The organism is Streptomyces sp. NPDC093097, assembly GCF_044754325.1.
Taxonomy (GTDB): domain Bacteria; phylum Actinomycetota; class Actinomycetes; order Streptomycetales; family Streptomycetaceae; genus Streptomyces.
Window position 1 is genome coordinate 91,201 of sequence record NZ_JBIVOW010000011.1, and the last position, 12,744, is coordinate 103,944.

The following is a 12,744-nucleotide window of genomic DNA, read 5'->3' on the forward strand; positions in this document are numbered from 1 at the left end:
CTGGTGTCGAGTCAGAACGGAGTCCAGTATGCCTGCATCACCGTCTGAGCACACCGGCGCGCGTGTAGCGCGTCTCCGGCAGATTCACCACCTCACCCAGACCGGGCTGGCCCAACGCGCCCATGTCTCCACGTCCTTGGTCAGCAAGGTCGAACAGGGGAAGGCGCCGGCCTCGCCCGCTTTCATCGGCGCCGTCGCCCGCGCAATGGGCCTCTCCACCGCGGACATCACCGGCCAGCCGTACATAGAGGAGCTGCGGGCCGACCAGCTCGACAGCCTGATTCAACCCATCCGCGAGGCCCTGGACGTTTACGACCTCGGCGTGGACCCGGAGATCCAACCACGCTCGCACATCGCCCTGAGCGCAGCTGCCGACCAGCTCTGCGCGCAGGTCCGGGAGGCGAACATCAAGGGCGCCGCCGCCGATCTGCCGGCGCTGATCCACGAGGCGACGTCTGCCGCTTATGCGTCCCCGTCGGACGAGATGTGGCGGACGCTGGCCAGCGTCTACCGCACGGCTTACGACGTGGCGACCAAGCTGGGGTACACCGATCTCGCCACGCTCGCCCTCGACCGCCTGGATTGGGCCGCCGGCCGCGCGTCGGATGCCGTGCTCGGGTCGCTGCGGCAGTACCTCCGGGGCTTGGCATATCTACGGTCCGCGCAATACGCCACTGGCAAACGGTTGATCGGAATGGGCCTGCGCACGGTCGAGCAGGCCGAGGGCGGCCTCTTGCGGGACGTCGTGACGGGGCAACTCCACCTCGGCGCCGCGATCTTGGCGGCGCGGGACCAGCGCGAAGGTGACGTCACCGGGCACCTGGCCGAGGCAGAGCGCATCGCCGAGCGAACCGGCCCAGTGGAACAGGCGCTGTGGGTCAGCTTCGGCCCGGCGAACGTGACTCTGCACCGGGTGTCAGCCCTGGCCGAGATGGACCAGTATGCCGAGGCAGTGCTGGCCGCTCGCGGGGTGGACCTCAGCACTCTGCCACCATCGCGAGTCGGGCATCATCACGCCGAAGTGGCTCGGGCGCAGTTGTGGTCGGGGCGGCCGGACGACGCCTATACGTCGCTGCGTCGAGCGCGGGTGGCAGCGCCGCAGCAGACTCGCTACAGCCCGGTGGTGCGACAGACGATGGAGGATCTGACGTCGCACCACCGGTCGGTGCCGGATTCCTTCAGCAACTTCGCGCACTGGATCGGCATGTGATGTAGCGCCGCGTCAAGCATTGGCCCCAACTATCAAATACCTTTGATAGTTGGGGCCTTGGCATGTCGGCACTCTGGGGTTGTGAGGCAAGCCACACCTATCAGGGATTGATGATGCAGACGCCCCCACCACCGATGCGCGCCCACGCGCAAACGACGAACCGAGACACGCACTCGCCCCAACGGGGCGCGCCCACGCCCGCCGAGACGGTGCCCTGCGTGCCGGTCGATGCTGAGACCATCAGCGAGACGATCCGCCGAGCGCTCCGCTTCGGCTCGATCCGGCCGAGCCGGGAGGAACTGGCCGCCACGGACGAGGCGCTGCGGGGGCACGTCGCGGTGCTGCTCGCCGATCTCCATGAAACAGCCGGCCGTTACCTTCCGGACCGGCATCGAGTCGGCCGGATCGAGCAGCTCATGGCCGACCCCCTGGGGAAGGGAATACTGTCCGCGGACGCGGAGGTGCACCAGCGCGCCCGGGACTGCCAGTGGCTGCTCGCCTATCACACCGCGAGGGCCGGTTGGTGACCGCGGGGACCGTCGGCAAGGACGTCTTGACCGTTCATGAACTCCGTTCCACCGGTGCCGCGTTGTGGCCCCGCTGCGGCGACGCCGACCCGGACGACGACGTCGTCGAATGGCTCCGGGCCGTGAACTGCCCCGAGTGTCTGCGCGAGGAATCGCCCCTGCGGCCTGGTTCCCGGAGCCTCGGCGGTGGGAACGCGGCTGTCGCTGCTCGGTGATCGTCGGCTCCGCGACGCGGTGGCCGCGGCCCCGTCACTGGGCTCCGGGCCCTCGCGGCGGCCATCGAGATCGTCGGCGCAGGCCGGGGAGAGCGTGAAGGCGGGGGAGAGGGCGAAGGCGGCGCATACGACCAGGTCACGTCCAACGCGCCGAGCGTGGACGACAACGGCATCGACACGGTGCTCGCCGCGGTCAACGGCGCACTGATGGAACTGGAGGCCATGCGGCAGCGCCGCGCCATCGAGCAGGCGGCCTTCGACAACATCTGGCGCGGCAACTGACGCCTGACGCGGCCGGAGCCGGCTGCTGACGCATCGCCTTCCGCAGCCGTGCGGCGGAGACCGCAAGCGGGCTGCGGGCAAGGACTCGGCCCCCCACCGGGTGGTGAGGGGCCGATCCCTGCGCCGCGGGCCCGCCAGGGCGTACCGTTCTGAGTGTCGAGGTCAGAACGGAGCAATGATGCCTGAGCACGCTGACACGCACATCGGGACACGCATGCGGGAAATCAGGAAGCGGCGAGGTCTCTCACAGTCGGACCTCTCGGGCGCAGCCGGCGTATCCCTGTCGCTCATCAGGAAGTTGGAGCAGGGGCAGCTGCACACGACACGCATGGAAACGGCGCACAAACTCGCTCGCGCGATGCGGGTGCACACGAGCCAACTCCTGGATCGTGACGACGTTCAGCACCCGGAACCTTCCGAACCGTGGTTGCCTCTCCGGCAGGCGGTCGAGGCGCCGGCCGTCGAGCCGGATGAAGAACCCACGATCGCAGGGGTCCAGGCGCTGCTCCCCGCAATCCGGAAGAGCTACTTCGCCAACCGACTCGCCGAACTGTCCACCCTGCTGGGGCCGGCGCTACGCGACGCCGATGCCCTCGGCGACTCCCGGCCGGCCAGAACGCTCAGGGCGCACCTCCTCCAGATCGCCGGATCGGCGCTGACGCAGGTGCGGGAGTTCGACGCGGCGGAAAGCGCACTGCGCCGGGCGTTGGACGACGCTCCCGACCGGATCCGCGGCGCGGCCGTCGTCACGACGTGGAGTTGGCTCCTCGTGCGGCAGGGGCGTCTGGCGGAAGCCCGAACGCTGGCCACCCGATGGGCCGACGACACCGAACCCCGCATCTCCCGTGCGACTCCGGAGGAACTCGCCGCGTGGGGCTGGCTGCTTCTGCAAGCCTCGGCCGCGTGCCTCAGGGACAACCGTCGCGGCGAGGCCGCAGACATGATGCGACTGGCCCAGTCGGTATCGATCCTCACCGGGCGTGAACTACCGCGCGGGCAGGACCGGCTGACGACATGGGGCCCGGCCACGGTCGGCTACAAGGCTGCGGAGCGTTACGTGGTGCTCGACCAGCCGGACCGCGTAGTCGCAATGGCGCGACGGGGCAAGGGAAGCCAGAAGGCCAGCACGGAGTATTGGCGTCACCGGCTCGACGTGGCCAAGGCGCACACGCTGCTGCGGCAGTACACCGAGGCGGTGGACACGCTCTCCGGTATCCAGGAACAGGCACCGGAGTGGTTGACCAGCCAACGCTACGCGCAGGACATCCTGGCTGACGTGATCGGCAGGCGACGCACGCTGACACCGCAGATGCGTGACCTGGCAGACGCTCTGTCAGTTCCCGTCTGAGACTTGTCACTTACCCTGAGGGCCGCCGCAAAGTGTCATTGAGGCGCAGGTCACACGCTCCTATGGTGAAGGCATGGGCACTGAGCGTGAACAAGGTTCTACGGTAGCGGCGGCAAGCGGCCCGCCCCCGGTGGACGTCGAGACCATCAGCGAGACGATCCGCCGAGCGCTCCGCTTCGGCTCGATCCGGCCGAGCCGGGAGGAACTGGCCGCCACGGACGAGGCGCTGCGGGGGCACGTCGCGGTGCTGCTCGCCGATCTCCATGAAACAGCCGGCCGTTACCTTCCGGACCGGCATCGAGTCGGCCGGATCGAGCAGCTCATGGCCGACCCCCTGGGGAAGGGAATACTGTCCGCGGACGCCGAGGTGCACCAGCGCGCCCGGGACTGCCAGTGGCTGCTCGCCTATCACACCGCGAGGGCCGGTTGGTGACCGCGGGGACCGTCGGCAAGGACGTCTTGACCGTTCATGAACTCCGTTCCACCGGTGCCGCGTTGTGGCCCCGCTGCGGCGACGCCGACCCGGACGACGACGTCGTCGAATGGCTCCGGGCCGTGAACTGCCCCGAGTGTCTGCGCGAGGAATCGCCCCTGCAGGCTGGTTCCCGGAGCCTCGGCGTGTGACGATCCGCCGGACGCCCTCCGCACGGTGCTCTTCCGGACTCCCGCCCCGGTACTCCTGGTGAGGACGGTCTACCGGGGCGGGGCACCACCCCTCTGGCATGATGCGACGCCGAGGGTTGTGCGGTGCGGTCACCTGGGAGCTGCCGATGGAGGAGAGCGAGTCGGTGCGCGCGGCGCGCCGGTCGACGTATGCGACGGTGGGAACGCGGCTGTCGCTGCTCAGCGATCGTCGGCTTCGCGACGCGGTGGCCGCGGCCCCGTCGCGGGGCTCCGGTATCGGCGGCCGCGCGGCGGAACTGGACGTCGAGGGGGTGCGCGTCTTCGTCAAACGGGTCCCGCTGACCGACCTCGAACTGCGCCCGGAACACCTGCGGTCGACCGCCAACCTCTTCGACCTGCCGCTCTCGTACCAGTACGGGATCGGCTCCGCCGGGTTCGGCGCCTGGCGCGAACTGGCCGCACACCTGCTGACCACCGGATGGGTCCTGACGGGCGCCCACACCGGCTTCCCCCTGCTGTACCACTGGCGGGTGCTGCCCGACGACCCTCCGCAGGGGTTCGCCGACGCGTTCGGCGGCATCGACGGGGCTGTCGCGCACTGGGAAGGAGCGCCCGCCGTACGCCGCCGACTGGAGGCGATCGGCCGCGCCCCCGCCAGTCTGGTGCTCTTCCTGGAGCACGTGCCCCAGAGCCTCGCCGCCTGGCTCGCCGACGCCCGTACGGCGACCGATCCCGCGTCGGAACCCGGCGCGCACTTCTCCTGGGCGGCGGAAGAAGTGGCCCAGGGGGCGGACTTCCTGAGCTCCCGTGGACTGGTGCACTTCGACGCGCACTTCGCCAACCTGCTGACCGACGGCCGGCAGGTGTACTTCGCCGACTTCGGCCTCGCCCTGAGCCGCGACTTCGCCCTCTCGCCCCAGGAAGCCGACTTCCTGACGGACCACCTCGTCTACGACCGCTGCTACGTTCTCTGGCATCTGCTACGCCACCATGCGCTCCCCGACCTGTGCGAGGGCAGCACCCCCGAGGCGTTCCTCCGCGCCTGGACCACGGGCCACCGACCGGACGTGCCGGCTCGGATCGCCGCTCTCCTCGACCGGCACGCCCGGTCCGCGCTCCTCCTCGACGACTTCCACCACCGGCTGCTCACCCGGAGCAAGCAGACCCCGTTCCCGGCGGCGGACCTCCGAAACGCCCTGAGCGACGAGCCCGGCACCTCGGCGTGAGCCGCCGTGCCCGGCCAGGGATGTCCCGTCAGACGCGTCCCGCCGCGGATTCGCGGAATACCTTCCTCGACAAGCGCACTCCTGAAGAGGGAACGGAGCAAGGGCCATGGACCTCCCCGCCCGCATCGACGTCCACCAGCACATCGTCCCGCCGGTCTGGGCCGACGCCCTCGCCGCCGGCGGCCTGGACTCCGGCGGCTGGCCCGTCCCGGCCTGGAGCCCGAGCAGCGCCATCGCCATGATGGACCGGCAATCCATCGCCACCGGCGTGCTCTCGGTCACCGCCCCCGGCGTCCACCTCGGTTCCGACGCCGCTGCCCGCACCCTCGCCCGCGCAGTCAACGAGTACGGCGCCGAGGTCGTCAAGGACCGCCCCGACCGCTTCGGTCACTTCGCCGGCATCCCCCTGCCCGACGTCGACGCGGCCGTCACCGAGGCCGTCCACGCCCTGGACACCCTGGGTGCCGACGGCGTGGTGCTGATGTCCAACGTCCACGGCCGCTATCTGGGCGACCCCGACTTCGAACCCCTCTGGGCCGAACTCGACCGCCGCCGGGCCACCGTCTTCGTCCATCCCAACCAGCCGCCGATGCCCCGGCTGCCAGGCACCCCCGCCCCGCTGGCCGACTTCGTCTTCGACACCACCCGCACCGCACTGAACCTGGTGCTCAACGGAGTCCTGCGCCGCCACCGCGACGTCCGCGTGATCCTCGCCCACGGCGGCGGCTTCCTGCCCTACGCCGCCTACCGCTTCGCCGGCCTGACGCCCCTGGCCACCGACCCCGACCGGGACGCCGACGACGTCCTGTCCGACCTCAAGCGGTTCTTCTTCGACACCGCTCTGTCCGCCAGCCCCAGCGCCCTGCCCGCGCTCCTCGCCTTCGCCGAACCCGGCCACGTCCTCTACGGCAGCGACTGGCCCTTCGCGCCCCAGGAAGCCGGCAGTTACTACAACCACTTCCTGGAGACCTACCCCGACTACACCCCCGGCCAGGCCCAGGCCATCAACCGCGGCAACGCCGAAGCCCTCTTCCCCCGCCTCGCCCGCTGACGCGGGCGCCACCGCCCCTACACTGCCCAGGCCCTCACGGACTGGGGGTGGCGGCGCGTACGGCCTGGTGGACGGCCCGCGCCAGTCGGGCACCCCACAGGGAACGGGGGCCGGCGAAGGCGTGCACCTCGTCGCCGGGCCCGGGTTGGCGCGCGGCGACGCAGACCGCGTCGGTGGGGGTTCCGGAGCAGTCGTATCCGACGTCGAGGAGGGCCTGCACCTTGGCCTCGGTGGCGGTGGCCACCGCGTTCACCAACGCGGCATCGGTCAGCGCCACCGGGAGCGCGGCGACAATGTTGATCGTGCCCGGCGCGGTCGGCAGACCCGTGCCCGCTCCGGGCGCCGCGGCCCAACCGCGCACGCTGATGCCCGCGGTGGCGACGGCCTCGGCGCCGTCGTCGTGTGCCTGGCCGCGTCGCGTGACGTCGGCGGCCGTCATCAGCCCCACACCGCTGCCCCGCACGCCCGCGTCACGGGCCAGCTCGGCCAGGTGCCGGTCGGGGTCGGTGCGCCGATAGCCGTGCGCGACCTGGGCGTTGAGCACCCAGGCACGTGCGCCGATGCCGCCGCCGAGGACCGCGGAGCTGATCATCCGCCAGCCCGGACCGGCGTCCCACAACAGGGCGTTGAGCTGCTCGCCGTCCTCGGTGCGGGCCAGCTGCCGCACGGTCAGCACGGGCGCGGCGGCGCGGGGCGGCGGGATGACGGCGGACACCAGGCAGGCTCCTCACGAGGCGGATCGGCTGATCGTACGCACCGCCGCCGCGCCCTCCCCCGGCGGGGCGGGGGCCCTCCCGACCGACGACGTGCGGACCGGGCCACCTCGGACTGCGGCTACGTTCCGTGATCTCTCATTGGCGGGGTGTGACTGGCGGGCCTAGCCTGAGCGGAGGTGTCGTGTGCCGAAACCGCACCGCGCGGCGGAAGGGTGAGTGTCATGAGCGCCTCCCGTGACGAACCGGGGCGGCCCGAGCCCCGAGTGGGTCCCGTCCCCGAGGGCGAACCGCACTTCCAGCCGTATCGCCACCCCGCCGCGGGCTGGGGCGCCGCCAAGAGCGTCACCCGGTTCATGGTGCGCGAGGGCGCGCTGAGGGACGGCCCCCGGGCGATCATGCGGATGAACCACGAGAACGGCGGCTTCGACTGCCCGGGATGTGCCTGGCCGGACGACACCAAGGGACTCCACCTCGACATCTGCGAGAACGGGATCAAGCACGTCACCTGGGAGATGACCCGCAAACGGGTCGGGCGGGAGTTCTTCGCCGCGCACTCGGTGACCGAGCTGTCCGGATGGAGCGACCACGCACTGGAGAACCAGGGGCGCCTGACCGAACCGATGGCCTACGACCCCGAGTCGGACCACTACGTCCCGGTCAGCTGGAAGGACGCCTTCGCGACGGTCGGACGTGCGCTGCGGGAGCTGGACAGCCCGCACCAGGCGTCCTTCTACACGTCGGGGCGGCTGGGCAACGAAGCCACCTTCCTCTATCAACTGATGGCCCGCGAACTGGGCACCAACAACCTGCCCGACTGCTCCAACATGTGCCACGAGGCCAGTGGACGCGCGCTCCAGGCAGCGCTCGGCACGGGCAAGGGCACCGTCGACCTCAAGGACTGGGAGGCCACCGACGCGCTGTTCATCCTCGGCGTCAACGCGGCCTCCAACGCGCCGCGGATGCTGACCTCCCTCGCCGAGGCATACCGGCGCGGCGCCCAGATCGTGCACATCAATCCGCTGGTCGAGGCGGCCGCCACCCGCACCATCATCCCGCACGAGTTCACCGACATGGCGACCTTCCAGGCGACCCGGACCGGCACCCTGAATCTGCAACCGCGCATCGGCGGCGACCTGGCGCTGCTGCGCGGCATCGCCAAGGCGATCCTGGAGCAGGCCGGCACCGACACCAAGGCACTGGACCAGGAGTTCATCGACCGCCACACCACCGGCTTCGCCGACTACCGCGCCCTGTGCGAGGCCACGCCCTGGGAAGAGCTGGAGCGCCAGTCCGGGATCGACCGCGCCGGCATCCTCAAGGCAGCACGCATCTACCGCGACGCCGACCGCAGCATCGTCAGCTGGTGCCTGGGCATCAGCCAGCACGAACACGGCGTCGACACCGTCCGGGAGATCGTCAACCTCCTTCTCCTGCGCGGGAACCTGGGCCGCGAAGGGGCCGGCCCCTCCCCGGTCCGCGGCCACAGCAACGTCCAGGGCAACCGCACCTGCGGTATCGACCACCGCCCCGGTGCGGAGTTCCTGGACCGCCTCGCGCAGGTCTGCGGCATCCAACCCCCGCGGGAACACGGCCTGGACACCGTCGGCACCGTCCAGGCAATGCACCGCGGCGAGGTGAAGGTCTTCGTCGGCATGGGCGGCAACTTCGCCCTCGCCGCACCCGACACCCCCTACACCTTCACGGCACTGCGCAACTGCGACCTCACGGTCCAGGTCAGCACCAAGCTCAACCGCAGCCACCTCGTGCACGGCCGCCGGGCACTCATCCTGCCCTGCTTGGGACGCACCGAGAAGGACCACCAGCGCACAGGCATCCAGAGCACCTCCGTCGAGGACTCGATGAGCATGGTCCACCGCTCCGTCGGCATGAAGCGGCCCGCCTCACCGCACCTCCTCTCCGAGCCCGCGATCATCGCCGGCATGGCCCGCGCCGCCCTGCCCGACAGCGACACCCCCTGGGAGTGGTACGTCGAGGACTACGACCGCATCCGCGACACCATGGCGAAAGTCCTCGACGGCTTCGAGGACTTCAACCGGCGCGTCCGCCTGCCCCTGGGCTTCCGCATCAAGCAGCCCGCCCGCGAACTGGTCTTCCACACCCCGTCCGGCCGGGCAGAGTTCTCCACCGCCCCGCTGCCCGACGTCGTCCCGGCGCCAGGCACCCTCGCCCTGGGCACGATGCGCTCCCACGACCAGTGGAACACCACCATCTACTCCGACAACGACCGCTACCGCGGCATCAGCCACCTGCGCACCCTCGTCTTCATGAACCAGGCGGACATGCGCGAACGCGGGATCTCACCGTTCGACCCGGTCGACATCACCAGCACCGCCAAGGACGGCAGCCGACGCCACCTCAACGGCTATCTCGCCATCCCCTACGACCTGCCCCGCGGCTGCGCGGCCGGGTACATGCCCGAGATGAACGTGCTGTGCGCGATCGGCGACTACAGCCGGCAGAGCGACCAGCCGATCATGAAGCACCTCAAGGTCATCATCGACCCCGCCGGTTGACCGGGGGAGCGGGCCCGCTCGGCGCACGGACCCGCGGCAGGGATCACCCCCGGCGGGCGAGCCGCTCCAGCAGCACGTAGGCGCGCCGCTCCGCGGCGGCGAGCTCGGTGGGGTCGACCTCCGCCTGCCACAGCTCGCCCGCCGCGGCGTCGTCGGCCACCCGCAACTCCACCACCGCCGCGGCCAGTTGCGCCTGGACCACCGGGAGGGACGGCTCCGCCCGCGCGGCCAGCGCCCGCTCCGCCCGCTCCGCGGCCTCCGTACACGCCACCAGGGCGTGCTGCGCCCGTACCGCGGCCCGGCCGTGCACCACCAGGAGACCGCAGACCAGCCCGACGGCGATCCCCAGCAGACTGGCCAGCGCCCGGTCCTGGACGAGCGTCCCGGCGGGCATCGGAGCGGCGAGATCGGCCATCAGCAGCGCCAGCGGGGTGAGGAAGACGACGCCCAGCCCGTAATTGCGCGCCACCACGTACTCCAACAGGAACTCCAGGAGCACGATCACGACCACGAGCACGACCGGGTCCGGCCGCGCGGCCAGCACCCCGAGGGCGAGCACGAGCCCGGCGCCGGTTCCCAGGGTGCGCTGCACGGCCCGCTGCACCGCCGTCCGCACATTGATCGAGTGCAGCACCGCGGCCGCGGTGATCGCCGCCCAGTAGCCGTGGCCCAGACCCAGCAGCAGGCCCAGCCCACCCGCGAGCCCGGTGCCCAGGACGATCCGCACGGCGGGCACCAGCAGCGCCGCCCGGTGACCGGGACCCCGGGGGCGCCGCCCCACCACCAGTGCGGCGGCGCGCAGTTCGGCGACGTACGGGGAGGCGGCGGCTTCCCCGGTCGGCGTGACGAGGGACGGCAGGGACAACTCCGGCAGCAGCGGCGGGACCCGGTGCCGCCGCATCACGAGCAGACGGACCTGGCGGCGCAGATGGTGCGTCAGGTCAGCGGGCACCTCCGGCGGCCGGGGGGCGGAGCTGATCAGCAGCGACCAGGACAGATCGGCGAGGCGCACGCACACCTCGTCCCGGCCGTGCCGCCCGGCGGCCGTCGGGGGCGCGAGCCCCAGGCACCGGTACGCCCGCAATGTGGCGGCGGTCGCCCGATGCCGCAGCCGCCACTCGGCACCCCCGTCGCCCGGGGCCTCCCACAACTCCGCGAGGGCACGCAGCGCCGCCGCCACCGCGAGCCGCTGCGGCCGGTCCGGGTGCACCAGCCAGCCCGACACGGCCAGCAGCCACGCCACCGCCGCGCCCACCGCCGCCAGGGCGGTCTGGGGAAGCACATCGGCCGGCGCGGGCGCGCCGTTGGCCGCCACCGCGAACGAGAACAGCAGCAGGATCGCGCCCAATCCGCTCAGCCGCGCCGCGTCACAGGCCAGCTTCGCCACCCCGGCCACCACCGCCATGGCCGCGACCGTCAACGCCGCACCGGCCGTGCTCTGCCGCGGCTGCGCCCACATGGCGAGGGCCGAACCCCCGCCCACACACGCCGTCATGGCCACCGCGACCAGCGCCAGGCTGCGCGCCCGGTGCGCATAGGGCAGATTGCGGCCGAACGTCGTGGTGAAGGAGCCCAGCATCGCGTAGCCGGCCTGCCCGGGCTGCCCGGCCAGCGCCAGCGGCACGGCCGGCAGCGCCATGGCGAGCGCGGCGCGCAGCGCGAACGACAGGGCGCCGTCCACCCGGTGGAGGGTGAGCGCGCCGCGCGGGGACAGCGCTCGGGCCGCGCGGGCCGGCGAGCACCGGCGACTCCCGGTCACGGCAGCAAGGGGAGGGAGGGAACGGACGTCATGGAGGTACTCATCTGTTTCTTCTCGGGCCGACCACGCAGGGGGCCGATCACACGGTGGCTCACCGGGACATTCCGTGCTCACCCAACCATGTGGGCATCCGTCAGGAACGGGATACGCGAGGCCGGAGGCCTGCCTGTCCGCGAACGCCACCGGGGCGGCGGAGCCGTTGCGCGTCGCGGACGACGCGGCGGAATACGAGGTCGGGGCCTGCACGAGGCGTTGCTGATCAGGGGGCGTTCTCAGGGGGGCGTGCAGAAAGGGCGTTCAGAAGGGACGTTCACAGGGGCGGGCGTCCGGGCAGGGTCTCCAGGGCCGCGGCGAGGTCGGTGCGCCGCGCGGTCTCCAGCAGCGCGCGGGCCATCACCGAGCCCGGCTCCCGCGCGGTGATCACCAGCCCGATGGGAGTCGTGTGGACCGGCTCCACCAACGGCACCGCCCGCATCCCGTGCGGCACACCGAAGACGTGCAACCAGGCATGCGGCACGATACTGGCCCACTGACCGGTCCTGACGTGCGCGAACAGCGAGGCCACCGAATCGGTCTCGACCCGGGGCACCGGTTGCAGACCGCCACCGGCGAACACCTCGTCCAGCACCCGCCGCCCCTGCATCCGCGTGGTCAGCAGGCACAGGGGCAGCCGTGACGCCTCGGTCCAGGTCGCGGTCGGACGGCGGGCGAGGTCGTCGGCCACACCGGTCAGCAGCACATACCGCTCCTCGTAGAGCGCGACCGTCTGGAACTGCTCGGACATCTCCCCGGTCACATACGTGATCCCGGCGTCGATCTCGAAGTTCTGCAACTGCCGCAGGATCTCCTCCGCGCGCAGATCCGCCCGCACCTCGACGGTGGCCAGCGGATGCGCCGTGCAGAACGGCGCGGTGAGCAGGGAGACGGCACCCGAGGCGGTCGGGACCGAGCCGATCCGGATGCGCCCGCTCAAGCCCGTGCGCAGGGCGTCGACCTCGTCCTTGAGGGCGTCGCGGTCGGCCAGGATGCGCTGCGCCCACACCACGATGCGCTCGCCCTCGGGGGTGAGGCCCTCATAGGTCCGCCCCCGCCGGACCAGCAGCACGTCCAACTCCTCCTCCAGCTTGCGCAGCGCCTCGGACAGGGCCGGCTGGGAGACGTAGCAGGACTGGGCGGCCCGGGCGAAGTGCCGCTCCCGGGCCAGTGCCACCAGGTACTCAAGTTGACGGAACAACATCGCGTTCTCCCCGGG

11 protein-coding genes are annotated in these 12,744 nt (G+C 71.5%); 8 read left to right on the plus strand and 3 right to left on the minus strand.

From position 1 onward, the window contains the following. Positions 1-28: 28 nt before the first annotated feature. From ACIQE0_RS20005 to ACIQE0_RS20035, 7 genes are all read left to right on the plus strand, one after another. Positions 29-1,210, plus strand: coding sequence for a helix-turn-helix transcriptional regulator (locus ACIQE0_RS20005; RefSeq protein WP_366338454.1), 1,182 nt, complete (start codon positions 29-31; stop codon positions 1,208-1,210). Positions 1,211-1,428: 218 nt separating this feature from the next. After that, entirely contained in the window at positions 1,429-1,737 is a 309-nt protein-coding gene (locus ACIQE0_RS20010) for a DUF6415 family natural product biosynthesis protein (RefSeq protein WP_402333836.1), read from the plus strand. A 371-nt stretch (positions 1,738-2,108) separates the two neighbouring features. Then, a complete protein-coding gene (locus ACIQE0_RS20015) occupies positions 2,109-2,234 on the plus strand; it encodes a hypothetical protein (protein ID WP_402333839.1) in 126 nt (41 codons plus the stop codon). A gap of 178 nt (positions 2,235-2,412) precedes the next feature. Continuing rightward, the gene (locus ACIQE0_RS20020) at positions 2,413-3,582 is read left to right on the plus strand and encodes a helix-turn-helix domain-containing protein (protein ID WP_402333842.1); all 1,170 of its coding nucleotides are present in this window, start codon (positions 2,413-2,415) and stop codon (positions 3,580-3,582) included. 73 nt (positions 3,583-3,655) lie between these two features. After that, on the plus strand, positions 3,656-4,015 hold the full coding sequence (locus ACIQE0_RS20025) for a DUF6415 family natural product biosynthesis protein (RefSeq protein WP_402333845.1): 360 nt from the start codon (positions 3,656-3,658) through the stop codon (positions 4,013-4,015). A 337-nt stretch (positions 4,016-4,352) separates the two neighbouring features. Beyond that, a complete protein-coding gene (locus ACIQE0_RS20030; RefSeq protein ID WP_402334210.1) occupies positions 4,353-5,432 on the plus strand; it encodes a protein kinase family protein in 1,080 nt (359 codons plus the stop codon). A gap of 106 nt (positions 5,433-5,538) precedes the next feature. After that, positions 5,539-6,483 carry an amidohydrolase family protein gene (locus ACIQE0_RS20035; protein WP_366332235.1) on the plus strand — a complete coding sequence of 315 codons (945 nt, stop codon included), beginning with the start codon at positions 5,539-5,541 and terminating at the stop codon, positions 6,481-6,483. Positions 6,484-6,517: 34 nt separating this feature from the next. On the opposite strand, the gene ACIQE0_RS20040 is transcribed toward ACIQE0_RS20035, so the two are convergent. Next, positions 6,518-7,198 carry an adenosylcobinamide amidohydrolase gene (locus tag ACIQE0_RS20040; RefSeq protein ID WP_402333848.1) on the minus strand — a complete coding sequence of 227 codons (681 nt, stop codon included), beginning with the start codon at positions 7,196-7,198 and terminating at the stop codon, positions 6,518-6,520. A gap of 222 nt (positions 7,199-7,420) precedes the next feature. Here ACIQE0_RS20040 and ACIQE0_RS20045 point away from each other — a divergent pair, with 222 nt between their 5' ends. Then, positions 7,421-9,733, plus strand: a complete 2,313-nt coding sequence (locus ACIQE0_RS20045) for an FdhF/YdeP family oxidoreductase (protein ID WP_402333854.1) — start codon at positions 7,421-7,423, stop codon at positions 9,731-9,733. Between the two features lie 43 nt (positions 9,734-9,776). Here the strand turns inward: ACIQE0_RS20045 and ACIQE0_RS20050 are convergent, their stop codons facing one another. Then, positions 9,777-11,492, minus strand: a complete 1,716-nt coding sequence (locus ACIQE0_RS20050; RefSeq protein WP_402333857.1) for an FUSC family protein — start codon at positions 11,490-11,492, stop codon at positions 9,777-9,779. 310 nt (positions 11,493-11,802) lie between these two features. Continuing rightward, entirely contained in the window at positions 11,803-12,729 is a 927-nt protein-coding gene (locus ACIQE0_RS20055; protein WP_366332231.1) for a LysR family transcriptional regulator, read from the minus strand. Positions 12,730-12,744: the final 15 nt, after the last annotated feature.

What these genes read in the sequence shown, in the direction of transcription:
- ACIQE0_RS20020 (WP_402333842.1), top strand. Translation starts at nt 2,413, where the DNA reads ATGCCTGAGCACGCTGACACGCACATCGGGACACGCATGCGGGAAATC.
- ACIQE0_RS20035 (WP_366332235.1), top strand. Translation starts at nt 5,539, where the DNA reads ATGGACCTCCCCGCCCGCATCGACGTCCACCAGCACATCGTCCCGCCG.
- ACIQE0_RS20025 (WP_402333845.1), top strand. Translation starts at nt 3,656, where the DNA reads ATGGGCACTGAGCGTGAACAAGGTTCTACGGTAGCGGCGGCAAGCGGC.
- ACIQE0_RS20055 (WP_366332231.1), bottom strand. Translation starts at nt 12,729, where the DNA reads ATGTTGTTCCGTCAACTTGAGTACCTGGTGGCACTGGCCCGGGAGCGG.
- ACIQE0_RS20045 (WP_402333854.1), top strand. Translation starts at nt 7,421, where the DNA reads ATGAGCGCCTCCCGTGACGAACCGGGGCGGCCCGAGCCCCGAGTGGGT.
- ACIQE0_RS20030 (WP_402334210.1), top strand. Translation starts at nt 4,353, where the DNA reads ATGGAGGAGAGCGAGTCGGTGCGCGCGGCGCGCCGGTCGACGTATGCG.
- ACIQE0_RS20005 (WP_366338454.1), top strand. Translation starts at nt 29, where the DNA reads ATGCCTGCATCACCGTCTGAGCACACCGGCGCGCGTGTAGCGCGTCTC.